We start from the raw sequence: 24,153 nt of genomic DNA on the forward strand, positions 1-24,153 counted from the left end.
TCAACGTGGATTGTAAGTGGCTGGAAGATTTTCTGGCATTGAGTCAGCATGGAAACTACTCTCAGGCCGCAGCGCAGCGGCATATTACTCAACCAGCGCTCAGTCGCCGTATAAAGGCGCTGGAAGAGGTGTTGGGGGTGCCATTGTTTGACCGGACCACGACTCCCGTTACGCTGACGCATTATGGTGAGCGCTTTGAACCGTATGCCCGGCACGTCCTCAGCACGTTAACAGAGGCGCGCCACGAGCTGGCGGCGATGATGCCAGCAACGGACAATACGCTGGTAATGGTTAGCCTGCATACGCTGTCGGTGAATATCTTGCCGGATATGATCAACTATCTGCGACAAAGTGAACCGCAGTTAAATTTCACGGTAAATGCCAGCATTCAGGGGATAGACAACCACTTTAACGCCCTGATAGACCGGCAAATCGATCTGCTGGTGACATATGATTTGCCGTCTGCGCAGCCGGGGCTGGAGATCGCCGGAGGATTAAAGCGTTCGCTATGGCGATATGAGCGATTTATACCGGTTATTTCTGCGCAACTTGCTAATGTGCTTAACGATCTGCATGCACCGATCCCGTGGCTTTGCTACAGCGATTACACCTTTGTCAGACGCATTATTGAGCCAGCTGAACAGCGTGTTCGCCCACGTCTGAAAAAAGTGTTTGAGAGTGGTTTAAGCGAAACAATACGAGAAATGGTTCTACGCCATATGGGGATGGCATGGTTACCCGAGTCGATGGTGGCGGAGGAGCTGGTGAATCAGCAAATTATTCATTGCTGGCCGGAAAACGCAGATCTGATTTGTGAAATCCCCGTTGTGGTATGGGCGAATCTTGACGATCAACGTGCCGTCATGCAGAGATGCTGGGAGAAGTTGCTGCGTTTTTGATTGATGTGGCGATTTTTTCCGCAGTTGATACAATGCTAACAAATTGCCCTTGCGAAGGTTATTCGCTTTGGTTAGTATTCACACCCGCTTCAGTGGGAAACAGTAAATATTCCCGCTTTAATGGTCGAAGCATTGTACGCGGCAACTCCGCAAGGAACAGGTTGATTATGCACGAAGCTCTTTTAGTAGTTTTCCTTATTGTGGCAATTGGCCTGGTAGGCTTGATCATGCTGCAGCAAGGCAAAGGCGCTGATATGGGAGCCTCTTTTGGCGCAGGCGCTTCTGGTACTCTGTTTGGTTCAAGTGGTTCTGGTAACTTCATGACCCGTATGACAGCTGTATTAGGAACCTTGTTCTTCATTATCAGTCTGGTGCTGGGTAACATGAACAGCAACAAGACCAATAAAGGAAGTGAGTGGGAAAATCTGAGCGCACCGGTGAAAACCGAGCAAACTCAGCCAGCTGCTCCGGCTCAGCCGACCAGCGACATCCCACGCTAAGTATTCTGTACCGAGGTGGTGGAATTGGTAGACACGCTACCTTGAGGTGGTAGTGCCCTAACGGGCTTGTGGGTTCGAGTCCCATCCTCGGTACCAAATTCCGGAAAAAAGACGCTGAAAAGCGTCTTTTTTTTCGTCTGTCATTTGTAGCTGTGCTGTAGGCCTGATAAGGCGTTTACGCCGCCATCCGACATTATTACAAGCCATATCTCTCATATTCCGCGCATAAAAAAGGCCGCTTTCGCGGCCTTAAGATGATGAATGTTTATTTCGCTTTGTTTTCCAGATTCTCAACCTGCGGCAGGCCGGTTGCGGAAGAGGCGGTGAGCAGGCCAGACTGCGCGTAGCCAAACAGCTTCTCGCGGGTATCGGTGATATCCAGATTACGCATGGTCAACTGACCGATACGATCGTCCGGAGAGAATACCGAATCGCCTTTTTCCATGGTCAGACGTTCTGGTTTGTAAGTCAGATTGTCTGACACGGTGTTGAGGATTGAGTAGTCATTACCGCGACGCAGTTCCAGCGTAACTTCACCCGTAATCTGGCTGGCAACCCAACGCTGTAGACCATCACGTAGCATCAGCGCCTGAGAGTCGAACCAGCGGCCCTGATACAACAGACGACCCAACTGGCGACCGTGCGCGTGATACTGCTCGATGGTGTCTTCGTTGTGAATACCGGTCAGCAGACGCTCGTAGGCGATATGCAGCAACGCCATCCCCGGGGCTTCGTAAATGCCGCGGCTCTTCGCTTCAATAATACGGTTTTCAATCTGATCGCTCATACCCAGACCGTGACGGCCACCGATACGGTTGGCTTCCAGCATCATCTCAACGTCGTCGCTGAAGGTTTTACCGTTCAGTGCAACCGGATGACCCTGCTCAAAACGTACGGTAACTTCTTCTGCTGGGATCTTCACGCTCTCATCCCAGAATTTCACGCCCATAATCGGATTGACGATTTTGACGCTGGAGTTCAGGAACTCGAGATCTTTAGCTTCGTGGGTCGCGCCGAGCATATTGGAGTCTGTGGAATACGCTTTCTCAACGGACATTTTGTAGTCGAAACCACAGGCAATCATAAATTCAGACATCTCATGGCGACCACCGAGTTCGTCGATGAAGTCGGTATCCAGCCATGGTTTGTAAATCTGCAGTTCGGCGTTGGTCAGCAGACCGTAACGATAGAAACGTTCAATATCGTTCCCTTTATAGGTGCTGCCGTCACCCCAGATATTTACGCCATCTTCTTTCATGGCAGCAACCAGCATGGTGCCAGTGACTGCACGGCCCAGCGGAGTGGTATTGAAATAGGTTAGTCCGCCGGTGGTATTGTGGAATGCACCGCACTGAATGGCTGCGATCCCTTCGGCAACCAGCTGCTTACGGCAATCTACCAGGCGAGCATTCTCAGCACCATATTCCATTGCACGGCGAGGGATGGCGTCATAGTCATCCTCATCTGGCTGGCCCAAATTCGCAGTATATGCATATGGGACAGCCCCTTTTTGTCGCATCCACAGCAGTGCTGCACTGGTGTCCAGGCCGCCGGAAAAAGCGATACCAATACGTTGACCTACCGGGAGATGCTTGAGAATCGTCGTCATAAAATAAAACCCTGCTTGATAGACTGGTGAAGAGGTCGGCTTATTATACTGATTGCATTTTTATGCAAAATAAATGAGTTTTCATTTAATCATCTTTTCTGGGTGACAGGAAGAGTTTAGTGATAATTTCGTTAAATAACGGCGTGGATAGCATATTTATCTTGCTGAACATCCGCGGGCCAGCATTCATTGATTTGCATAGTCGTAACAAGGTTGACATACCGCATAGTGAATCAATATACTGTGCGCAGATTTTACGTCCCGTCCTCGGTACCAAATCCCAGCAGTATTTGCATTTTTTACCCAAAACGCGTAAAATTTGCCACGTTTCAGGCGCGGGGTGGAGCAGCCTGGTAGCTCGTCGGGCTCATAACCCGAAGGTCGTCGGTTCAAATCCGGCCCCCGCAACCACTTTCCCTTAGAGTTCTTTTTCAAATATACTGTGAAGACTTAGGCCTTCGTAGCTGGATTTGAAAAAAATTCTTTCGGAAGGTTCTCCGAACCGCAGGTGCGGTTATAGGGTTCAGTTATCTAAAGCCCCGATTTATCGGGGTTTTTTGTTATCTGACTACAGAATAACTGGGCTTTAGGCCCTTTTTTTATGTCTTGGGGGTGGGCTTGTCCACATTAGAGCAAAAATTAACAGAGATGATTACAGCGCCAGTTGAAGCTCTGGGCTACGAACTAGTCGGCATCGAATTTATTCGCGGTCGCACATCCACACTGCGCATCTATATTGATAGTGAAGATGGCATCAATGTTGATGATTGTGCTGATGTGAGCCATCAGGTAAGCGCCGTGATGGATGTCGAAGACCCGATCACCGTTGCCTATAACCTGGAAGTCTCCTCTCCGGGTCTCGACCGTCCTTTGTTCACCGCTGAACACTACGTGCGTTTCCTGGGTGAAGAAGTCACGCTGGTTCTTCGTATGGCTGTACAAAACCGCCGTAAATGGCAGGGCGTTATCAAAGCGGTGGACGGTGAGATGATCACGGTCACAGTCGACGGTAAAGATGAAGTGTTCGCGCTGAGTAATATCCAGAAGGCGAACCTGGTTCCCCACTTTTAACAGTCTGGATTGAGGTGAAAAGCCCGCGATGAACAAAGAAATTTTGGCTGTTGTTGAAGCCGTATCCAACGAAAAAGCGCTGCCACGCGAGAAAATTTTTGAAGCGCTGGAAAGTGCGCTGGCTACAGCAACAAAGAAAAAATATGAGCAAGAGATCGACGTTCGCGTAGAAATCGATCGTAAAAGCGGTGATTTCGATACCTTCCGTCGTTGGGTAATCGTAGAAGAAGTTACTCAGCCGACCAAAGAAATTACGCTGGAAGCAGCACGTTTCGAAGACGAAAGTCTGAACGTGGGCGAATATGTTGAAGATCAGATTGAGTCTGTCACCTTTGACCGTATCACCACCCAGACCGCGAAACAGGTTATCGTACAGAAAGTACGTGAAGCTGAACGTGCAATGGTTGTTGATCAATTCCGCGAGCACGAAGGCGAAATTGTTACTGGCGTGGTGAAGAAAGTAAACCGCGACAACATTTCTCTGGATCTGGGCAGCAATGCTGAAGCCGTGATCCTGCGTGAAGACATGCTGCCGCGTGAAAACTTCCGTCCAGGTGACCGTATTCGTGGCGTTCTGTACTCTGTACGCCCGGAAGCGCGCGGTGCGCAACTGTTCGTAACCCGTTCCAAACCGGAAATGCTGGTTGAACTGTTCCGCATCGAAGTGCCGGAAATTGGCGAAGAAGTGATCGAAATTAAAGCGGCAGCCCGCGATCCTGGATCGCGTGCGAAAATCGCCGTTAAGACCAACGACAAGCGTATTGATCCGGTCGGTGCGTGTGTGGGTATGCGCGGTGCGCGCGTTCAGGCGGTTTCTACCGAACTGGGTGGCGAGCGTATTGATATCGTCCTGTGGGATGATAACCCGGCGCAGTTCGTGATTAACGCAATGGCACCAGCAGACGTCGCTTCTATCGTGGTGGATGAAGACAAACACACCATGGATATCGCGGTTGAAGCCGGTAACCTGGCGCAGGCGATTGGACGTAATGGTCAGAACGTCCGCCTGGCTTCACAACTGAGCGGTTGGGAACTCAACGTGATGACCGTTGATGACCTGCAGGCGAAGCATCAGGCTGAAGCACATGCAGCCATTGACACCTTCACCAAATATCTCGATATCGATGAAGATTTCGCGACAGTTCTGGTGGAAGAAGGTTTTGCGACGCTGGAAGAACTGGCCTACGTGCCAATGAAAGAGCTGCTGGAAATTGACGGCCTGGATGAACAGACCGTTGAAGCGCTGCGCGAGCGTGCTAAAAACGCACTGACCACTCTGGCACTGGCCCAGGAAGAAAGCCTCGGTGATAACAAACCGGCTGACGATCTGCTGAATCTGGAAGGATTGGATCGTGAGATGGCCTTCAAACTGGCTGCCCGTGGTGTTTGTACGCTGGAAGATCTCGCTGAACAGGGCATTGATGATCTGGCTGATATCGAAGGGTTGACCGACGAAAAAGCCGGTGAGCTGATTATGGCTGCCCGTAATATTTGCTGGTTCGGCGACGAAGCGTAATAAACTGTAGCAGGAAGGAACAGTATGACAGATGTAACCGTAAAAACGCTGGCTGCAGAGATACAGACCTCCGTGGATCGCCTGGTACAGCAATTTGCTGATGCAGGTATCCCGAAGTCTGCTGACGACTCTGTATCCGCACAAGAGAAACAAACCTTACTGGCGCACCTGAACCGTGAAAACGGCTCAGCGCCGGATAAGTTGACATTGCAGCGTAAAACGCGCAGTACTCTCAATATTCCAGGTACCGGTGGGAAAAGCAAATCGGTACAAATAGAAGTCCGCAAGACACGCACCTTTGTGAAACGCGATCCGCAAGAGGCTGAACGCCTGGCCGCGGAAGAGCAGGCGCAGCGTGAAGCGGAAGAGCAAGCCCGTCGTGAGGCAGAAGAAGCTGCCAAACGCGAGGCGCAACAAAAAGCCGAACGTGAGGCCGCAGAACAAGCTAAGCGTGAAGCCGCTGATAAAGCGAAACGTGAAGCTGCGGAAAAAGACAAAGTGAGCAATCAACAGACCGACGATATGACTAAAACCGCCCAGGCCGAAAAAGCCCGCCGTGAAAATGAAGCCGCTGAACTGAAGCGTAAAGCGGAAGAAGAAGCACGTCGCAAGCTTGAAGAAGAAGCGCGCCGCGTAGCGGAAGAAGCTCGCCGTATGGCGGAAGAAAACGAGAAAAATGGTGTGAATAACGCTGAACCTGTTGAAGATACCAGCGATTATCACGTCACCACTTCCCAGCATGCTCGCCAGGCTGAAGACGAGAACGATCGTGAAGTTGAAGGCGGTCGTGGTCGTACTCGCAGCGCGAAAGCCGCGCGTCCGGCGAAAAAAGGCAACAAACACGCTGAATCTAAAGCTGACCGTGAAGAAGCGCGTGCAGCGGTTCGCGGTGGTAAAGGCGGTAAGCAGCGTAAAGGTTCCGCTCTGCAGCAGGGCTTCCAGAAGCCGGCTCAGGCCGTTAACCGTGACGTTGTGATCGGCGAAACCATCACCGTTGGCGATCTGGCGAACAAGATGGCAGTTAAAGGCTCTCAGGTCATCAAAGCGATGATGAAACTGGGTGCAATGGCGACCATCAACCAGGTCATCGACCAGGAAACCGCACAGCTGGTTGCCGAAGAGATGGGCCATAAAGTTATCCTGCGTCGTGAAAACGAGCTGGAAGAAGCAGTAATGAGCGACCGTGACACCGGCGCAGCGGCTGAACCGCGCGCACCGGTAGTCACCATCATGGGTCACGTTGACCACGGTAAAACGTCTCTGCTGGACTACATTCGTTCTACGAAAGTGGCCTCTGGCGAAGCAGGCGGCATCACTCAGCACATCGGTGCGTACCACGTTGAAACTGACAACGGTATGATCACCTTCCTGGATACTCCGGGTCACGCCGCGTTTACCTCCATGCGTGCTCGTGGTGCTCAGGCAACGGATATCGTTGTTCTGGTTGTTGCAGCAGACGACGGCGTGATGCCGCAGACTATCGAAGCAATCCAGCACGCGAAAGCGGCAGGTGTGCCGGTAGTGGTTGCAGTCAACAAGATCGATAAACCAGAAGCGGATCCTGATCGCGTTAAAAACGAACTGTCCCAGTACGGCATCATGCCGGAAGAGTGGGGCGGCGAGAGCCAGTTCGTCCACGTTTCTGCGAAAGCGGGTACCGGTATCGATGAGCTGCTGGATGCTATTCTGCTGCAGGCTGAAGTTCTGGAACTGAAGGCTGTCCGTAAGGGTATGGCGAGCGGTGCGGTTATCGAATCCTTCCTGGATAAAGGTCGTGGTCCGGTTGCTACCGTACTGGTGCGTGAAGGTACGCTGCACAAAGGCGACATCGTACTCTGTGGTTTTGAATACGGTCGCGTTCGTGCGATGCGTAACGAATTGGGTCAGGAAGTCCTGGAAGCGGGTCCGTCCATTCCGGTGGAAATCCTCGGTCTGTCCGGTGTTCCGGCGGCTGGTGACGAAGTCACCGTGGTTCGTGACGAGAAGAAAGCCCGTGAAGTTGCACTGTATCGTCAGGGCAAATTCCGTGAAGTTAAACTGGCTCGTCAGCAGAAATCTAAACTTGAAAACATGTTCGCTAACATGACTGATGGTGAAGTTCACGAAGTGAACATCGTCCTGAAAGCCGACGTGCAGGGTTCTGTCGAAGCGATTTCCGACTCTTTACTGAAACTGTCTACCGACGAAGTAAAAGTGAAGATCATCGGTTCCGGCGTGGGTGGTATCACCGAAACCGACGCGACCCTGGCTGCGGCATCCAACGCGATTCTGGTTGGCTTCAACGTCCGTGCTGATGCCTCTGCACGCAAAGTTATCGAATCTGAAAGCCTGGATCTGCGTTACTACTCCGTCATCTATCATCTGATCGACGAAGTGAAAGCGGCGATGAGCGGCATGCTGTCTCCGGAGCTGAAACAGCAGATCATCGGTCTGGCTGAAGTTCGTGATGTGTTCAAATCACCGAAATTCGGCGCTATCGCAGGCTGTATGGTTACCGAAGGTACGATTAAACGTCACAACCCAATCCGCGTACTGCGCGATAACGTGGTTATCTATGAAGGCGAGCTGGAATCCCTGCGCCGCTTCAAAGATGACGTCAACGAAGTCCGTAACGGCATGGAATGTGGTATCGGCGTTAAGAACTACAACGATGTTCGCGTTGGCGATATGATCGAAGTGTTCGAGATCATCGAGATCAAACGTACCATCGCATAATCTTCGTCGTCTTTTGGGCCGCAACTTGCAGCCCAAAATCCTGAGAAGATGAATAAGCGTAGGCCGGGTAAGCGAAGCGCCACCCGGCAAGAAATTTAAAAAGGGGCTTATTGCCCCTTTTTTGTCTTTATTCTGGAGAATTTATTATGGCGAAAGAATTTGGTCGCCCACAGCGTGTCGCGCAGGAGATGCAGAAAGAAATCGCACTCATCCTGCAACGCGAAATCAAAGACCCACGCGTGGGCATGATGACTACCGTGTCTGGTGTTGAGATGTCCCGTGATCTGGCCTATGCCAAAGTGTTCGTGACCTTCCTTAACGACCAGGACGAAGCGGCCGTGAAAAACGGCATTAAGGCACTGCAGGAAGCCTCTGGTTTTATCCGCTCTCTGCTGGGTAAAGCCATGCGTCTGCGAATCGTGCCTGAGTTGACCTTCTTCTACGACAACTCGCTGGTAGAAGGGATGCGCATGTCCAACCTGGTGACCAGCGTGGTGAAACATGACGATGAGCGTCGTGTGAACCCAGCGGACGACAGCAAGGAGGACTGATGAGTCGTCCTCGTCGTCGTGGTCGCGACATTCACGGTGTTCTGCTGCTGGACAAACCGCAAGGCATGTCCAGCAATGACGTACTGCAAAAAGTAAAGCGCATCTATAATGCCAACCGCGCGGGACATACCGGCGCGCTGGATCCGCTGGCGACAGGCATGCTGCCTATCTGCCTCGGTGAAGCGACGAAATTTTCACAGTATTTGCTGGATTCTGATAAACGCTATCGTGTGGTTGCCCGTCTGGGTCAGCGTACTGATACCTCTGATGCCGATGGGCAAATCGTGCAGGAACGTCCGGTAACTTTCACCGCTGAGCAGCTTGCAAGTGCGCTGGAGACTTTCCGCGGCGATATCGAGCAGATTCCCTCAATGTATTCGGCGCTGAAGTATCAGGGTAAGAAGCTGTACGAATATGCGCGTCAGGGTATTGAAGTTCCGCGTGAAGCGCGACCGATTACCGTCTATGAGCTGTTGTTTATTCGCCACGAAGGTAACGAGCTGGAACTGGAAGTTCACTGCTCCAAAGGCACCTATATTCGCACCATCGTTGACGATCTCGGTGAGAAGCTGGGCTGCGGCGCACACGTAACGTATCTGCGTCGTCTGACGGTCAGCAAGTATCCGGTGGATCGTATGGTCACGCTGGAGCATTTGCGTGAACTGGCTGAACAGGCCGAACAGCAAAATATTCCGGCGGCGCAGTTGCTTGATCCTTTGCTGATGCCAATGGACAGTCCGGCATCGGACTATCCGGTGGTTAATTTGCCTTTAACATCGTCGGTTTACTTTAAAAATGGTAACCCGGTACGTACGACAGGTGCCCCGCTGGAAGGCCTGGTGCGTGTGACGGAAGGCGATGACGGTAAATTTATTGGCATGGGGGAGATCGACGATGAAGGTCGCGTCGCCCCCCGTCGCCTGGTGGTTGAATATCCGGCATAACGCTCTCTGTCTTGCGATAAAAGGGCGCTGCGAGTAGAATACTGCCGCTTAACGTCGCGTAAATTGTTTAACAATGTGCGTGGCGTATACACAAAATCATTTGAGCTGCATCAAGGCGGCAAGTCTGAGAATCCTTAGGAGCTTACTTAGGTAAGTGACTGAGGTGAGCGGACGCAGCCAACGCAGAGTCAGTTTGAAGGATAAAGTGTATACACTGGGATAGCTGAATTAGAGATCGGCATCCTTTCATTCTTAACACTTTGGAGTTTTAAAATGTCTCTAAGTACTGAAGCTACCGCTAAAATCGTTTCTGAGTTTGGTCGTGATGCAAACGACACCGGTTCTACCGATGTTCAGGTTGCTCTGTTGACTGCACAGATTAACCACCTGCAGGGCCACTTTGCAGAGCACAAAAAAGATCACCACAGCCGTCGTGGTCTGCTGCGCATGGTTTCTCAGCGTCGTAAACTGCTCGACTACCTGAAACGTAAAGATGTTGCACGTTACACCGCGCTGATCGAGCGTCTGGGTCTGCGTCGCTAATTCTTTCGAGTTTCAGAAAGAGGGGGCCTTCATGGCCCCTTTTTTCCAGCAGATGGCAGCAATTCGCTGGAAACTAATGTATTGTTGCTATGAATGATCTTCCGTTGCAGAGGTTCGCGCGGCTAATGAGAGGCTTTACTCATGCTTATGGGTTAGGGTTGTCATTAGTCGCGAGGATGCGCAGAAGATCGGGTATTAACGATGGCGCAAAAATGTGCCGTCAAAAAATAGAGAAAGGATATTATTTTGCTTAATCCGATCGTTCGTAAATTCCAGTACGGTCAGCATACCGTTACGCTGGAAACCGGCATGATGGCGCGTCAGGCGACTGCCGCTGTTATGGTTAGCATGGATGACACTGCGGTATTCGTTACCGTTGTTGGCCAGAAAAAAGCGAAACCAGGCCAGGATTTCTTCCCGCTGACCGTTAACTATCAGGAGCGTACCTACGCTGCTGGCCGTATCCCGGGTAGCTTCTTCCGTCGTGAGGGCCGTCCGAGTGAAGGCGAAACCCTGATCGCGCGTCTGATTGACCGCCCGGTTCGTCCACTGTTCCCGGAAGGCTTCGTTAACGAAGTTCAGGTTATCGCGACTGTTGTTTCTGTTAACCCGCAGGTTAACCCGGACATCGTGGCGATGATTGGTGCATCTGCTGCACTGACTCTGTCTGGCATCCCATTCAACGGCCCGATCGGTGCTGCACGTGTTGGTTACATCAATGACCAGTACGTACTGAACCCGACCCAGGACGAACTGAAAGAAAGCAAGCTGGACCTGGTGGTTGCTGGTACAGAAGCTGCCGTACTGATGGTTGAATCTGAAGCTGAACTGCTGAGCGAAGACCAGATGCTGGGCGCTGTGGTATTCGGTCACGAACAGCAGCAGGTTGTTATTCAGGCGATCAACGAGCTGGCGAAAGAAGCTGGCAAACCGCGTTGGGACTGGCAGCCAGAAGCCGTAAACGAAGCGCTGAACGCGCGCGTTGCCGCACTGGCAGAAGCTCGCCTGAGCGATGCTTACCGCATCACCGACAAACAAGAGCGTTACGCTCAGGTTGACGTGATCAAATCTGAAACCATCGCGACTCTGGTGGCTGAAGACGAAACCCTGGACGCTAACGAACTGGGTGAAATCCTGCACGCTATCGAGAAAAACGTTGTTCGTAGCCGCGTACTGGCAGGCGAGCCGCGTATCGACGGCCGTGAAAAAGACATGATCCGTGGTCTGGACGTGCGTACTGGCGTTCTGCCGCGTACCCACGGTTCCGCACTGTTCACCCGTGGTGAAACTCAGGCGCTGGTTACTGCGACCCTGGGCACCACCCGTGATGCGCAGAACCTCGACGAACTGATGGGCGAGCGTACTGACAACTTCCTGTTCCACTACAACTTCCCTCCGTACTGCGTAGGTGAAACCGGCATGGTCGGTTCTCCGAAGCGTCGTGAGATTGGTCACGGTCGTCTGGCGAAGCGTGGCGTGCTGGCAGTAATGCCGGAACTGGATAAATTCCCGTACACCGTGCGTGTGGTTTCTGAAATCACCGAATCTAACGGTTCTTCTTCCATGGCTTCCGTATGTGGCGCTTCCCTGGCGCTGATGGACGCAGGCGTGCCAATCAAAGCGGCCGTTGCGGGTATCGCGATGGGGCTGGTGAAAGAAGGCGACAACTATGTTGTGCTGTCTGACATCCTGGGCGACGAAGACCACCTGGGCGATATGGACTTCAAAGTGGCGGGTTCCCGCGACGGTATCTCTGCACTGCAGATGGATATCAAAATTGAAGGTATCACCAAAGAGATCATGCAGGTTGCTCTGAACCAGGCTAAAGGTGCGCGTCTGCACATCCTGGGTGTGATGGAACAAGCGATCAACGCACCGCGTGGCGATATCTCTGAATTTGCTCCGCGTATCCACACCATCAAGATCAGCCCGGACAAGATCAAAGACGTTATCGGTAAAGGCGGTTCTGTTATCCGTGCCCTGACCGAAGAAACCGGCACCACCATTGAAATCGAAGATGATGGTACCGTGAAGATTGCTGCGACTGACGGCGAAAAAGCGAAATATGCTATCCGTCGTATCGAAGAGATCACCGCAGAGATCGAAGTAGGCCGTATCTACAATGGTAAAGTGACCCGTATCGTTGACTTTGGCGCGTTCGTTGCCATCGGTGGCGGTAAAGAAGGTCTGGTGCACATCTCTCAGATCGCTGATAAGCGCGTTGAGAAAGTGACCGATTACCTGCAGATGGGCCAGGAAGTACCGGTCAAAGTTCTGGAAGTTGATCGCCAGGGCCGCGTACGTCTGAGCATTAAAGAAGCAACTGAGCAGTCTCAACCTGCAGGCGAACCGGAAGCTCCGGTAAGCCAACAGGGCGAGTAAGGTTGCCATTGCCCTCCGTGAAAGCGGAGGGCCTTTAACCCGGCAGGACGCCTTGTTAGCAACCGGGGAACCTGGACGTTCATTCAATCGTTGTCTTCGGGAGTGGGAAATGAAGCCTTTTTTGCGCTGGTGTTTCGTTGCGACAGCACTCACGCTGGCTGGATGCAGTAATTCCGCCTGGCGTAAGAGTGAAGTCCTCGCAGTACCATTGCAACCGACTTTGCAGCAGGAAGTGATTCTGGCACGTATGGAACAAATTCTTGCCAGTCGGGCTTTAACCGATGACGAACGCGCACAGCTTTTATATGAGCGCGGAGTGTTGTATGATAGTCTCGGTCTGAGGGCACTAGCGCGGAATGATTTTTCACAAGCGCTGGCAATCCGACCAGATATGCCTGAAGTATTCAATTACTTAGGTATATATTTAACGCAGGCAGGCAATTTTGATGCTGCCTATGAAGCGTTTGATTCTGTACTTGAGCTTGATCCAACTTACAACTACGCGCACTTAAATCGCGGTATCGCATTGTATTACGGCGGTCGCGACAAGTTAGCGCAAGATGATCTGCTAGCGTTTTATCAAGACGATCCCAATGATCCTTTCCGTAGTCTGTGGCTTTATCTCGCCGAGCAGAAGCTCGATGAGAAGCAGGCTAAAGAAGCGTTAAAGCAACGCTTTGAAAAATCGGATAAAGAGCAATGGGGATGGAACATTGTCGAGTTCTACCTGGGCAACATTAGCGAAGCAACGCTGATGGAACGCCTGAAGGCGGACGCAACGGATAACACCTCGCTCGCTGAGCATCTCAGTGAAACCAACTTCTATTTAGGTAAGTACTACCTAAGTCTGGGGGATTTGGACAACGCTACGGCATTGTTCAAACTGGCGGTGGCTAACAACGTGCATAACTTTGTTGAGCACCGATACGCATTGTTGGAATTATCGCTCCTGGGCCAGGACCAAGATGACCTGGCAGAATCGGACCAGCAATAGCTGACGTACACATCAGCCCGTAATCTTTTTTGATTGCCATCACCTTCACGGGTGAGGGCGTTGTTGTTCGTTAATACACCTACTTTGAGCCGGTTCACACTTTTCAATGAAAATTGCAGATCAATTTCATGATGAGTTATGTAGACTGGCCGCCATTAATTTTGAGGCACACGTACTACATGGCTGAATTCGAAACCACTTTTGCAGATCTGGGCCTGAAGGCTCCTATCCTTGAAGCCCTTAACGATCTGGGTTACGAAAAACCATCTCCAATCCAGGCAGAGTGCATTCCGCATCTGCTGGGCGGTCGCGATGTTCTGGGTATGGCCCAGACGGGTAGCGGCAAAACTGCAGCGTTCTCTTTACCGCTGCTCAACAATCTTGATCCTGAGCTGAAGGCACCTCAGATTCTGGTGCTGGCACCGACCCGCGAACTGGCGGTTCAGGTTGCAGAAGCCATGACGGATTTCTCTAAACACATGCGCGGCGTGAACGTGGTTGCCCTGTACGGCGGCCAGCGTTATGACGTGCAATTACGTGCCCTGCGTCAGGGACCACAGATCGTCGTCGGTACGCCGGGCCGTCTGCTGGATCACCTGAAGCGCGGGACTCTGGACCTCTCTAAACTGAGCGGTCTGGTACTGGACGAAGCAGACGAAATGCTGCGTATGGGCTTCATCGAAGACGTTGAAACCATCATGGCGCAGATCCCGGAAGGTCATCAGACCGCTCTGTTCTCCGCGACTATGCCGGAAGCGATTCGTCGTATTACCCGCCGCTTTATGAAAGAGCCGCAGGAAGTACGCATTCAGTCCAGCGTTACCACACGTCCTGACATCAGCCAGAGCTACTGGACTGTCTGGGGCATGCGTAAAAATGAAGCGCTGGTGCGTTTCCTGGAAGCAGAAGATTTTGATGCGGCGATTATCTTCGTTCGTACCAAAAATGCGACCCTGGAAGTGGCAGAAGCGCTGGAGCGTAGCGGTTATAGCAGCGCTGCACTGAACGGCGACATGAACCAGTCCCTGCGTGAGCAGACTCTGGAACGTCTGAAAGATGGCCGTCTGGACATTCTGATTGCAACCGACGTTGCGGCCCGTGGCCTGGACGTTGAGCGTATCAGCCTGGTTGTTAACTACGACATCCCGATGGATTCCGAGTCTTACGTTCACCGTATCGGCCGTACTGGTCGTGCGGGTCGTGCTGGCCGTGCGCTGCTGTTCGTTGAGAACCGTGAGCGTCGTCTGCTGCGTAACATCGAACGCACCATGAAGCTGACGATTCCGGAAGTAGAACTGCCGAATGCAGAACTGCTGGGTAAACGCCGTCTGGAAAAATTCGCCGCTAAAGTACAGCAGCAGCTGGAAAGCAGCGATCTGGATCAGTACCGTGCTCTGCTGGCGAAAATGCAGCCGGAAGAAGAGCTGGATATCGAAACGCTGGCAGCCGCACTGCTGAAAATGGCTCAGGGCGAACGTCCGCTGATCCTGCCGCCAGATGCACCGATGCGTCCGAAACGCGAATTCCGCGACCGTGACGATCGTGGTCCGCGTGACCGCAACGATCGTGGCCCGCGTAATGACCGTGGTGGTGAAGATCGTCCGCGTCGTGAACGTCGTGACGTTGGCGATATGCAGCTGTACCGCATTGAAGTGGGCCGTGATGACGGTGTTGAAGTTCGTCATATCGTTGGCGCGATTGCTAACGAAGGCGATATCAGCAGCCGTTACATCGGTAACATCAAGCTGTTTGCTTCCCACTCCACCATCGAGCTGCCGAAAGGTATGCCGGGCGACGTGCTGCAGCACTTTACCCGTACTCGCATCCTGAACAAACCGATGAACATGCAGCTGGTTGGCGATGCAGTTCCGCACACCGGTGGTGAGCGTCGTGGCGGTGGCCGATTCAGCGGCGAGCGTCGTGAAGGTGGTCGTGGCGAAGGTCGTAATTTCAGCGGTGAGCGTCGTGAAGGCGGTCGTGGCGATGGTCGTCGTTTCAGCGGCGAACGCCGTGAAGGCAACCGTGGTCCGCGTCGTGACGATTCTTCTGCTCCGCGTCGTGATGACTCCGCTGGTCGTCGTCGTTTCGGCGGTGACGCATAAGTTTCACTGCGTAAAGTAATATATACAGCCCCGATCTCAACAATCGGGGCTTTTTTTATTTCATTTGTACTCGTGTACTGGTACAGTGCAGCACATTGAGATGTAGTCACAATATAAATGACTGGAGAGATGGCTAAATGGCAACACTAACCACCACCCAAACGTCACCTTCGCTGCTCGGCGGCGTGGTGATTATCGGCGGCACCATTATTGGCGCGGGGATGTTTTCTCTGCCAGTGGTCATGTCCGGGGCGTGGTTTTTCTGGTCAATGGCAGCGCTGATCTTCACCTGGTTCTGTATGCTGCATTCCGGACTGATGATCCTCGAAGCGAACCTTAATTACCGCATTGGTTCCAGCTTTGACACCATCACGAAAGATCTGCTGGGCAAAGGTTGGAACGTGGTGAACGGCATCTCGATCGCCTTCGTTCTCTATATCCTGACCTACGCCTATATTTCGGCGAGCGGCTCGATTCTGCATCACACTTTCTCCGAGATGTCGCTGAATGTTCCGGCGCGCGCGGCGGGTCTTGGCTTTGCACTGCTGGTGGCATTTGTGGTGTGGTTAAGCACCAAAGCGGTTAGCCGCATGACGGCGATTGTGCTGGGCGCGAAGGTGATTACCTTTTTCCTGACCTTTGGTAGTCTGCTGGGGCATGTTACGCCCACTACGCTGTTTAATGTGGCACAAAGCAATGCTTCGTATACACCGTACCTGCTGATGACGCTGCCGTTTTGCCTGGCCTCATTTGGTTATCACGGTAACGTCCCTAGCCTGATGAAGTACTACGGCAAAGATCCGAAGACCATTGTGAAATGTCTGGTGTATGGCACGCTGCTGGCGCTGGTGCTGTATACTGTATGGTTGCTGGGAACGATGGGTAATATTCCACGTCCGGAGTTTATCGGTATTGCGCAGCAGGGCGGTAACATTGATGTGTTGGTACAGGCGCTGAGCGGCGTACTGAACAGCCGCAGCCTTGATCTACTGTTAGTGGTGTTCTCTAACTTTGCAGTGGCGAGTTCATTCCTTGGCGTTACGCTCGGTCTGTTTGACTACCTGGCGGATCTGTTTGGCTTTGATGACTCGGCGATGGGGCGTTTTAAAACGGCATTGCTGACGTTTGTCCCGCCAATTGTGGGTGGCTTGCTGTGGCCGAACGGTTTCCTGTACGCCATTGGGTATGCAGGACTCGCGGCAACCATCTGGGCCGCCATTGTACCGGCGCTGCTGGCACGTAAATCCCGTGAGCGTTTCGGTAGCCCGAAATTCCGCGTCTGGGGCGGCAAGCCGATGATTGCGCTAATCCTGGTATTTGGTATCGGCAACGCGATTATCCATATTCTGTCGAGCGTGGATCTGTTACCGGTCTATCAGTAATCTCTTTTTTTCACCCTCTCCCTACCGGGAGAGGGCAACAACTTACCCAGCCAATTCTTCTTTCACCTGCATCGCCAAATCAAACGAATGTAGCCGTGCCTGATGATCGAAAATCTGGCCGTTAACCATAATTTCATCAGCCTGGGTTTCGCGTAAAATGGCATCGAGGCCGTGACGGACTTTCGCCTTATCGCCGACGAGCGACATGCTCAGCGCCTGTTGTACGCCATATTGCTCAGAAGCGGACCACAGCTGATGCATATTCTCTACCGGCGGCGGTAGCTGGCCAGTTTCGCCACGACGTAGTTTCACAAACGCTTGCTGCATTGAGGTGAAAAGAAATTCGGCATCGCGATTGCTGTCGGCGGCAATGATGTTGATGCACACCATCGCGTACGGTTTTGCCAGCCGCGCTGAGGGTTTGAATTGGGTGCGGTACAGATGCAGCGCCTGATGCAGCATATCCGGAGCAAAGTGCGAGGCGAAGGCAAACGGCAGGCCGAGCTGGGCTGCCAACTGTGCGCTGTACAGGCTGGAGCCTAATAACCAGACCGGGATCTGCTCGCCGTAGCCGGGAACCGGACGCACATGAGGGTTAGGAGCGCGGGCGTCGAACCAGTCCAACAGTTCAGCTACGTCGCGTGGGAAGTTATCGATATCACCACTCATATGGCGGCGCAGTGCGCGCATCGTTGGCTGATCGCTCCCCGGCGCGCGGCCAAGCCCAAGATCGATGCGTCCCGGATACAGCGTATTCAAGGTACCGAACTGCTCGGCGATCACCAGCGGCGAATGATTAGGCAGCATAACACCGCCGGAACCAAGATGCAGCGTGGTGGTATTGGCTGCCAGATAGCCAATCAGCACTGAAGTTGCGGCGCTGGCGATGCCGGTCATGTTGTGATGCTCTGCCAGCCAGTAGCGGTGGTAGCCGCGCTTTTCGGCCAATCGGGCGAGATCAAGCGAGTGCGTGAAGGCCTCTTTCGCCGAAGAACCTTCAGGGATCGGCGCCAGATCCAACACCGAGAACGGAATAGTTTTGTCAGTCATAACGGCTCACTTTGTTACCGGTTAATCTTTTAATACTGCATTAAAATTTGATTACCGTTGTTAACAAAGTGAGCTTTTTTACGCCTGCAGCTCCAGACCCGCCAGTCGCTTCCAGTAGCCGTTGCAGTCACTGTGGGCGGCAAGCGGTAATGGGGCAGCGCCATTTTCATTGGCGCGGAACGCATCAAGCATGGCGAACGTTTCGCTGCCTGAGGGCGACAGACGCACAATATCAACCAGACCCTGCATTGATGTCAGCTCGTTGCCGAGGTTGTAAACATAACCGCTCATGGTCTGGATCCCGTTGAGCACAAAGACCTGCTGATTCTCCTGCGACAGCACATCGCGTCCGTTCGGGTATTTGATGCAGCAGGTTTCACATTCGTCTTTTGGACGATCTTCAGAGCGTGCGGTAAAGCAGCGGGCGGAGTACGCCAGTGGCAGATGCCCGTAGCTCAGTACCTCGACTTCAAATTGATTGCGAATGCCCAGCTCATCACACTGGCTGAGCAGGTTCACCAGCCAGTCACGGGATAACTCTACCGGCATACACCAGCGCACCATGCCCTGATTGAGCAGCAAACGCAGGGTTACCGCGTTATAACAGTTGAGCGCATGCCCAGCGACAAACGGCAGCTTACGCTCGGCGCACATGTTTACTACGCCGAGATCGCTGGCTTCCAGCAGGAAGTCGCCGTTTTCAACATAGCGCTTCAGCTCTCCCAGCTCAGAGGAGGCTTGCACCAGCGCCAGCGTCGACAGCACCACCTGTTTACCGCTGCCAGCGAGTGATTTCGCCATATCCAGCCAGTCGCCCACTTTGGTGGCGCGGCGTTTACTGCATACCGCTTCGCCAAGGTAGATAATGTCGGCCTGGCTTACGGCGGCCTGCTGATAAAAGTCTTCCAGCGTTTCTTTCGGCCAGTACCATAGCACTGGCCCTAAGGAATATTTCATTGCTTCTCTCACTGCCATTTACGGTGATAGGCGCCAAGCGTGGTTTGCGTGCCTTCGGACATTGAACCGAGCGTTTCCATCCACGCGTTCTGCGGGGCGTAGTTTTGCGGGTCGGCCATACAGCGGTCGATTGCCTGACGCCACACTTTCGCTACCTGGCTGACATAGGCTGGGCTACGCTGACGCCCTTCGATTTTTACCGAAGCAATATTGGCCGCCAGCAGTTCCGGCAGCAGTTCCAGCGTATTCAGGCTGGTGGGCTCTTCCAGCGCATGGTAGCGCTCGCCATCAACCAGATAGCGGCCTTTACACAGCGTCGGATAACCGGCGTTTTCTCCGTCCTGATAGCGATCGATCAGCACTTCATTGAGGCGGGATTCCAGCCCTTGTTGGGTCTGCTGCCAGCGAACAAAACGAGCAGGAGAGCAGGCACCAACCGTGTTTGGAGATTCGCCTGTCAGATAGGAGGAAAGATAGCAACGGCCTTCCGCCATAATGCACAGGCTGCCAAAGGCGAACACTTCCAGGGGAACTGGTGTGACGCGAGCGAGCTGCTTCACCTGATGAATAGACAGCACGCGCGGCAGCACCACGCGGGCAACGTCAAAGTTGCGATGGTAGAAATTAATCGCCTCTTCATTGGTTGCAGATGCCTGAACAGAGACATGGCGCTCAATATGCGGGTAGCGCTCTGCGGCATACTCAAGCATAGCGAGGTCGGCGAGGATCAGCGCATCTGCACCCAGTTGCGCCGCCATATCCACGGCACGTTGCCAGCGCGCGTAACCATCCGGATGCGCAAAGGTGTTAATCGCGATGTGCAGCTTACGGCGGTGCTGATGGACAAAATTCACCGCTTCCTGCAATTTTTTCTCGGTAAAATTAAGGCCGGCGAAATGACGGGCATTGGTATCATCTTTCAGCCCGATATAGACAGCATCAGCGCCGTTCTCGATGGCCGCCTTAAGCGCCGGGAGGTTTCCGGCAGGGCAGAGCAGCTCCATAATTTATCCTGAACGTTGCGCCATGTAGGGCGCAGAAATGTTAACGAAGAGGGATTTTAGTTAACCTTGATGAGACAATTTTTGATTTAAGGCAGTTAAAGTCGTATTGGTGACACCAATAAAGAGGTAACAATTTCGTAGCGAATTGTTGATTTATGCCGCTATGTCGTTTATTTGATATGGCAAAATAGCAGGACTATTGAAACAGGGAGTAAAGCTCGTGTTGGATAAACTGCGTTCACGCTTAGTACATTTTGGTCCTTCTTTGATGAGTGTACCGGTTAAACTGACGCCCTTTGCGCTGAAGCGCCAGGTTCTGGAACAGGTCCTGAGCTGGCAGTTTAGTCAGGCGCTTGCCGATGGGGAGCTGGAGTTTCTCGACGGTCGCTGGCTGAGCATTCATGTGCGTGACATCGGCCTTAAATGGTATACCTCTGTTCAAAACGATAAACTGATCGTCAGCCAGAATGCAGATGCGGATGTCAGTTTTAGCGCGGATGCCAGCGATCTTCTGATGATCGCGGCACGTAAGCAGGATCCGGATACGCTGTTCTTCCAGCGTCGCCTGGTGATTGAAGGTGATACAGAATTAGGGCTGTATGTAAAAAATCTGATGGACGCCATCGAACTGGAGCAGATGCCTAAGGCGCTGCGCATCATGCTGATGCAGTTGGCGGATTTTGTTGAGGCGGGAATGAAAACAACGCCAGAAACCAAACAGACTTCGGTAGGTGAGCCATGCTGATTCGAGTTGAAATTCCCATTGATGCCCCTGGTATTGATGCGTTGCTGCGCCGTTCGTTTGAGAGCGATGCGGAAGCGAAACTAGTACACGACCTGCGTGAAGACGGGTTCTTAACGCTGGGTCTGGTTGCTACCGATGAAGAAGGTCAGGTCGTGGGTTACGTCGCGTTCAGCCCTGTCGATGTCCAGGGCGAAGATCTGCAATGGGTCGGCATGGCGCCGCTGGCCGTGGATGAAAACTACCGTGGGCAGGGTCTGGCGCGTCAGCTGGTCTATGAAGGGCTTGATTCCCTGAACGAGTTTGGCTACGCCGCGGTGGTTACGCTGGGCGATCCGGCGCTGTACAGCCGCTTTGGCTTTGAGCTGGCTGCGCATCACGATCTGCATTGCCGTTGGCCGGGCACTGAAAGCGCATTCCAGGTTCATCGCCTGGCGGATGACGCGCTGGAAGGCGTGACGGGCCTTGTGGAATACCACGACCACTTCAATCGTTTTTAAGCTCCGGGGTTTGCAGGCTGCTCAGTAGCGCCTCAAGCCCTTCGCCGTCTACAAGGCGCTCTTTCTGCCGCTTGGTGAGCTGTTTGACGCGATACTCTATGCGCAGAGCCAGCGAACGGTCGCCGATCTGCGCCGCAAATGCCAACGTGAGTTCCCCCTTTCCGCGTAGTGCCTTAGCACCTTTCCCACTTTGATGCTGCTTATAGCGGCGCTGCACATCGGTGGTTATACCGGTGTATAAGGCGTTGTCTGCAGTACGGATCAGGTACAGATACCAGGGTGTCATTGTCACCATCGACGTGATAATTTTCAGGCCTACAGTATAAAAGAGAACAGAAATGGAAACACTGACTGCGGTGACCCGCTGGCTGGCAAAGCAGCATGTCGTGACCTGGTGCGTTCATCATGAAGGTGAATTGTGGTGCGCCAATGCGTTTTACCTGTTTGATGCGCAGAAGATGGCATTCTATGTGCTGACCGAAGATAAAACGCGCCATGCGCAAATGTCCGGGCCGCGCGCGCCGATTGCCGGCACGGTAAATGGTCAGCCCAAAACGGTCGCCCTGATTCGTGGCGTGCAGTTTAAGGGGGAGATTCGCCGTCTTGAAGGGCAGGAGAGTGACACCGCGCGTAACGCCTACAACCGCCGTTTCCCCGTCGCCAGAATGTTGCCAGCGCCCGTGTGGGAGATTCGACTGGATGAAGTCAAATTCACGGACAACACACTGGGCTTCGGTAAAAAGATGCACTGGCTACGTGATCTATAGTTAAAAGAGTGATTGAAGCGTCAGGGGAAAATAAACGATGAGCCAGGTGTTAATAACCGGTGCAACGGGTCTGGTGGGTGGACATTTATTGCGTATGTTGCTGAATGAACCTCGGGTCAATGCCATTACGGCGCCGACGCGTCGACCGCTGGCTGATACGGCTGGCATCTATAATCCCCACGATCCGCAGCTAACCGATGCTCTGGCGCAGGTTACCGATCCGGTCGATATCGTCTTTTGTTGTCTGGGAACGACCCGACGTGAAGCGGGCAGCAAAGAGGCATTTATCCACGCTGACTATACGCTGGTAGTGGATACGGCCCTGACGGGGCGTCGGCTGGGGGCCCAGCACATGTTGGTGGTGAGTTCGATGGGCGCTAATGCCAATTCGCCCTTTTTTTATAACCGGGTGAAAGGTGAAATGGAGCAGGCGCTGATTGCGCAGAATTGGCCGCGACTGACGATTGCCCGGCCTTCTATGCTTCTGGGGGATCGGGATAAACAGCGGGCGAATGAAATGTTTTTAGCGCCATTATTTCGGTTGCTGCCGGGTAACTGGAAGTCGATTGAAGCGCGTGATGTGGCGCGGGCTATGCTGGCAGAGGCGCTGGCACCAGGACCGGAAGGTGTTACTATACTGACCTCTTCCGGGCTGCGCGAACGGGCTAAATAAAATGCCGGATAACGTGCTCTGACGTCGTCATCCGGCATCTGTCATCATCTTACTTAATAAAGGTGAAGGCCGTCGTGACGCGTTTCACGCCGCTTACCCGGCTGGCGATGTCCGCCGCCGCCTTCGCTTCGCGCTCGGTCACCAGACCCAGCAGGAAGACTTCCCCATTTTCGGTCGTGACTTTCACGTTAGTGGATTTCACCTGATCGCTGGTCAGCAATTGTGAACGTACTTTGGTAGTGATCCAGGTATCGTTGGACGCATCGCCCAGGCCGATTGGCTGGCCTTGACGGATCTCATTAAAGACCTCTGTCGTACCCTCTACGCCCATCGCAATCTGTTTTGCCCGCGCAGACAGTTCGCTATTTGGCGACTGACCGACCAGTAGCACTTTACCCTGATACGCGCTCACGTTAATTCGCGTTTCTTTCTTGATCTGGGCATCTTTCGACAACGCCGTATTGACGCGTAACTCCAGGGTTCCATCATCTACCTGGGTGCCGACACTACGAGGGTCCGTCGCGGCTTTGGTGCCGACAGCAGCAGTTCCGACAACGGCAGCAGCGACACAGCCTTGCAGCAGCAGTGCAGCGATAATCACAGCAAGCGGCGAAAATGCCTTCATGTGTACTCCTTAATCATCCTGGTGAGGGAAAAGCGTGTTGTCGATGAGATCGCAAAGGCAGTTGACCGTCAGCATGTGCATTTCCTGAACGCGGGCGCTATGGTGTGAGGGGATACGGATTTCAACATCCTGCGGCCCCAGTAACCCGGCCAGCTCCCCTCCGTCATACCCGGTCAGCGCGACAATTGTCATGTCGCGTGTCACGGCGGCTTCAACGGCTTTTACGATATCGCGGCTATTACCACGCGTAGAGATTGCCAGCAGAACATCACCTGCATGTCCCAGCGCACGGACTTGTTTTGCATAAACTTCATCGTGCAGGCGATCGTTGGCAATCGCAGTTAAGACCACATTATCAGTATTTAGTGCAATCGCAGGTAAACTTGGGCGCTCTGTTTCAAAACGATTGATCATGCTGGCAGCAAAATGCTGTGCGTTGGCAGCGGACGTCCCATTACCACAACAGAGAATTTTGTTGCCATTGAGCAGGGACTGAACCAGCGTCATGGCTGCACGGGAGATCGCATCCGGAAGTGCTTCAGCCGCAGCTATCTGAGTTTGAATGCTTTCAGTAAAGCAGACTTTAATTCTATCTAACACGCTAATCCTTAAGAACCAGGCTCTGAA

24 protein-coding genes and 2 tRNA genes are annotated in these 24,153 nt (G+C 53.0%); 19 read left to right on the forward strand and 7 right to left on the reverse strand.

Features of this window, described 5'->3' with window-relative positions; all coding sequences use genetic code 11:
• Window positions 1-5: 5 nt before the first annotated feature.
• The 3 genes from NMD08_RS02825 to NMD08_RS02835 all read left to right on the forward strand — a co-directional run bounded on the left by NMD08_RS02825 (window position 6) and on the right by NMD08_RS02835 (window position 1,495).
• Window positions 6-899 (forward strand): LysR family transcriptional regulator, encoded by an 894-nt coding sequence (locus NMD08_RS02825; RefSeq protein WP_151217856.1) that lies wholly within the window; start codon window positions 6-8, stop codon window positions 897-899.
• Between the two features lie 167 nt (window positions 900-1,066).
• A complete protein-coding gene (gene secG / locus NMD08_RS02830; protein ID WP_151217855.1) occupies window positions 1,067-1,399 on the forward strand; it encodes a preprotein translocase subunit SecG in 333 nt (110 codons plus the stop codon).
• 9 nt (window positions 1,400-1,408) lie between these two features.
• Window positions 1,409-1,495, forward strand: a tRNA-Leu gene (locus tag NMD08_RS02835).
• Between the two features lie 169 nt (window positions 1,496-1,664).
• Here NMD08_RS02835 and argG read toward each other — a convergent pair.
• Window positions 1,665-3,008, reverse strand: coding sequence for an argininosuccinate synthase (argG, locus tag NMD08_RS02840; protein WP_005131837.1), 1,344 nt, complete (start codon window positions 3,006-3,008; stop codon window positions 1,665-1,667).
• 334 nt (window positions 3,009-3,342) lie between these two features.
• On the opposite strand from argG, the gene NMD08_RS02845 reads away from it, so the two are divergent.
• The 12 genes from NMD08_RS02845 (at window position 3,343) to mtr (ending at window position 17,208) form a co-directional block, all read left to right on the forward strand.
• Window positions 3,343-3,419, forward strand: a tRNA-Met gene (locus tag NMD08_RS02845).
• Between the two features lie 207 nt (window positions 3,420-3,626).
• Window positions 3,627-4,079, forward strand: coding sequence for a ribosome maturation factor RimP (gene rimP / locus NMD08_RS02850; RefSeq protein WP_061068860.1), 453 nt, complete (start codon window positions 3,627-3,629; stop codon window positions 4,077-4,079).
• Between the two features lie 28 nt (window positions 4,080-4,107).
• Complete coding sequence (nusA, locus tag NMD08_RS02855) at window positions 4,108-5,595, forward strand: transcription termination factor NusA (RefSeq protein ID WP_043017784.1); 1,488 nt, start codon at window positions 4,108-4,110, stop codon at window positions 5,593-5,595.
• Between the two features lie 24 nt (window positions 5,596-5,619).
• Window positions 5,620-8,310 (forward strand): translation initiation factor IF-2, encoded by a 2,691-nt coding sequence (gene infB / locus NMD08_RS02860; protein WP_151217854.1) that lies wholly within the window; start codon window positions 5,620-5,622, stop codon window positions 8,308-8,310.
• 146 nt (window positions 8,311-8,456) lie between these two features.
• Complete coding sequence (gene rbfA / locus NMD08_RS02865; protein ID WP_003024988.1) at window positions 8,457-8,861, forward strand: 30S ribosome-binding factor RbfA; 405 nt, start codon at window positions 8,457-8,459, stop codon at window positions 8,859-8,861.
• Window positions 8,861-9,805, forward strand: a complete 945-nt coding sequence (gene truB, locus NMD08_RS02870) for a tRNA pseudouridine(55) synthase TruB (protein ID WP_151217853.1) — start codon at window positions 8,861-8,863, stop codon at window positions 9,803-9,805. Before rbfA ends, truB begins: the two co-directional genes overlap by 1 nt.
• 273 nt (window positions 9,806-10,078) lie before the next feature.
• Window positions 10,079-10,348, forward strand: a complete 270-nt coding sequence (gene rpsO / locus NMD08_RS02875; RefSeq protein ID WP_000059465.1) for a 30S ribosomal protein S15 — start codon at window positions 10,079-10,081, stop codon at window positions 10,346-10,348.
• 246 nt (window positions 10,349-10,594) lie between these two features.
• Complete coding sequence (gene pnp / locus NMD08_RS02880) at window positions 10,595-12,730, forward strand: polyribonucleotide nucleotidyltransferase (RefSeq protein WP_005131812.1); 2,136 nt, start codon at window positions 10,595-10,597, stop codon at window positions 12,728-12,730.
• A 109-nt stretch (window positions 12,731-12,839) separates the two neighbouring features.
• Complete coding sequence (nlpI, locus tag NMD08_RS02885) at window positions 12,840-13,724, forward strand: lipoprotein NlpI (RefSeq protein ID WP_003024982.1); 885 nt, start codon at window positions 12,840-12,842, stop codon at window positions 13,722-13,724.
• Between the two features lie 106 nt (window positions 13,725-13,830).
• Window positions 13,831-13,911 (forward strand): protein YrbN, encoded by an 81-nt coding sequence (gene yrbN, locus NMD08_RS02890; RefSeq protein WP_010723222.1) that lies wholly within the window; start codon window positions 13,831-13,833, stop codon window positions 13,909-13,911.
• Window positions 13,904-15,826, forward strand: coding sequence for an ATP-dependent RNA helicase DeaD (gene deaD / locus NMD08_RS02895; protein WP_061068683.1), 1,923 nt, complete (start codon window positions 13,904-13,906; stop codon window positions 15,824-15,826). The genes yrbN and deaD overlap by 8 nt, the downstream gene beginning before the upstream one ends.
• A 137-nt stretch (window positions 15,827-15,963) precedes the next feature.
• Complete coding sequence (gene mtr / locus NMD08_RS02900) at window positions 15,964-17,208, forward strand: tryptophan permease (RefSeq protein WP_151217852.1); 1,245 nt, start codon at window positions 15,964-15,966, stop codon at window positions 17,206-17,208.
• Between the two features lie 42 nt (window positions 17,209-17,250).
• Here the strand turns inward: mtr and NMD08_RS02905 are convergent, their stop codons facing one another.
• The 3 genes from NMD08_RS02905 to NMD08_RS02915 form a co-directional block, all read right to left on the reverse strand.
• On the reverse strand, window positions 17,251-18,258 hold the full coding sequence (locus NMD08_RS02905) for a luciferase-like monooxygenase (protein ID WP_210905438.1): 1,008 nt from the start codon (window positions 18,256-18,258) through the stop codon (window positions 17,251-17,253).
• A 78-nt stretch (window positions 18,259-18,336) separates the two neighbouring features.
• Window positions 18,337-19,233 (reverse strand): U32 family peptidase, encoded by an 897-nt coding sequence (locus NMD08_RS02910; RefSeq protein ID WP_252838717.1) that lies wholly within the window; start codon window positions 19,231-19,233, stop codon window positions 18,337-18,339.
• Window positions 19,224-20,219, reverse strand: a complete 996-nt coding sequence (locus NMD08_RS02915) for a peptidase U32 family protein (protein ID WP_370619472.1) — start codon at window positions 20,217-20,219, stop codon at window positions 19,224-19,226. The genes NMD08_RS02910 and NMD08_RS02915 overlap by 10 nt, the downstream gene beginning before the upstream one ends.
• Window positions 20,220-20,439: 220 nt before the next feature.
• Here NMD08_RS02915 and NMD08_RS02920 point away from each other — a divergent pair, with 220 nt between their 5' ends.
• Entirely contained in the window at window positions 20,440-20,964 is a 525-nt protein-coding gene (locus NMD08_RS02920; RefSeq protein ID WP_151224408.1) for an SCP2 domain-containing protein, read from the forward strand.
• Window positions 20,958-21,461: a GNAT family N-acetyltransferase gene (locus NMD08_RS02925; protein ID WP_151224407.1), complete on the forward strand. Its 504-nt coding sequence runs from the start codon at window positions 20,958-20,960 to the stop codon at window positions 21,459-21,461. The genes NMD08_RS02920 and NMD08_RS02925 overlap by 7 nt, the downstream gene beginning before the upstream one ends.
• Here NMD08_RS02925 and NMD08_RS02930 read toward each other — a convergent pair.
• A complete protein-coding gene (locus NMD08_RS02930; protein WP_276577183.1) occupies window positions 21,448-21,756 on the reverse strand; it encodes a GIY-YIG nuclease family protein in 309 nt (102 codons plus the stop codon). The genes NMD08_RS02925 and NMD08_RS02930 overlap by 14 nt on opposite strands.
• Window positions 21,757-21,799: 43 nt before the next feature.
• Between NMD08_RS02930 and NMD08_RS02935 the strand changes: the two genes are divergently transcribed.
• Complete coding sequence (locus NMD08_RS02935) at window positions 21,800-22,228, forward strand: YhbP family protein (protein WP_151224406.1); 429 nt, start codon at window positions 21,800-21,802, stop codon at window positions 22,226-22,228.
• Window positions 22,229-22,265: 37 nt separating this feature from the next.
• Window positions 22,266-22,901: an NAD(P)H-binding protein gene (locus tag NMD08_RS02940; RefSeq protein ID WP_370619474.1), complete on the forward strand. Its 636-nt coding sequence runs from the start codon at window positions 22,266-22,268 to the stop codon at window positions 22,899-22,901.
• 49 nt (window positions 22,902-22,950) lie between these two features.
• Here NMD08_RS02940 and dolP read toward each other — a convergent pair whose 3' ends face one another.
• Together dolP and diaA are read right to left on the reverse strand one after the other, a co-directional pair.
• On the reverse strand, window positions 22,951-23,526 hold the full coding sequence (dolP, locus tag NMD08_RS02945; RefSeq protein WP_151224405.1) for a division/outer membrane stress-associated lipid-binding lipoprotein: 576 nt from the start codon (window positions 23,524-23,526) through the stop codon (window positions 22,951-22,953).
• Between the two features lie 9 nt (window positions 23,527-23,535).
• On the reverse strand, window positions 23,536-24,126 hold the full coding sequence (gene diaA / locus NMD08_RS02950) for a DnaA initiator-associating protein DiaA (protein WP_003024948.1): 591 nt from the start codon (window positions 24,124-24,126) through the stop codon (window positions 23,536-23,538).
• Between the last annotated feature and the right edge of the window lie 27 nt (window positions 24,127-24,153).

Origin of the sequence: Citrobacter meridianamericanus (assembly GCF_041320245.1) — a bacterium.
GTDB classification, from domain to species: domain Bacteria; phylum Pseudomonadota; class Gammaproteobacteria; order Enterobacterales; family Enterobacteriaceae; genus Citrobacter; species Citrobacter meridianamericanus.